A 445-nucleotide genomic window follows, 5' to 3' on the forward strand; every position below is an offset into this window, starting at 1 on the left:
CCACGCAGCTGAGCTTCGTGCCACGCATCTGGGACATGCTGTTCGGTGAGTACCAGAGCCGTCTCGACCGCTCCGGCGGCAGTGAGGACGCGGTGCTCGCCGAGGTCCGTGAGGACCTTCTGGGCGGGCGGTTCGTCTCCGCGATGACCGGTTCCGCGCCGATCTCGGCCGAGATGAAGGCCTGGGTGGAGCGCCTTCTCGACATGCACCTGCTGGAGGGCTACGGCTCGACCGAGGCCGGTTCGGTCTTCGTCGACGGCCGCATCCAGCGACCGCCGGTGATCGACTACAAGCTGGTCGACGTCCCGGATCTGGGCTACTTCCGCACCGACCAGCCCCACCCCCGCGGTGAGCTGCTGGTGAAGTCCGAGCAGATGTTCCCCGGGTACTACAAGCGCCCGGAGATCACCGCCGAGATGTTCGACGAGGACGGCTATTACCGCAC

Annotated in this window: 1 protein-coding gene; it reads left to right on the plus strand. The window is 66.7% G+C overall.

Going from position 1 to position 445, the window contains the following annotated elements; all coding sequences use genetic code 11:
* Positions 1-35: 35 nt before the first annotated feature.
* On the plus strand, positions 36-445 hold a 410-nt coding region (locus RM780_RS27695), incomplete at its 3' end, for an AMP-binding protein (protein ID WP_311633646.1).

Source organism: Streptomyces boetiae (assembly GCF_031845405.1).
Taxonomy (GTDB): Bacteria; Actinomycetota; Actinomycetes; order Streptomycetales; family Streptomycetaceae; genus Streptomyces; species Streptomyces boetiae.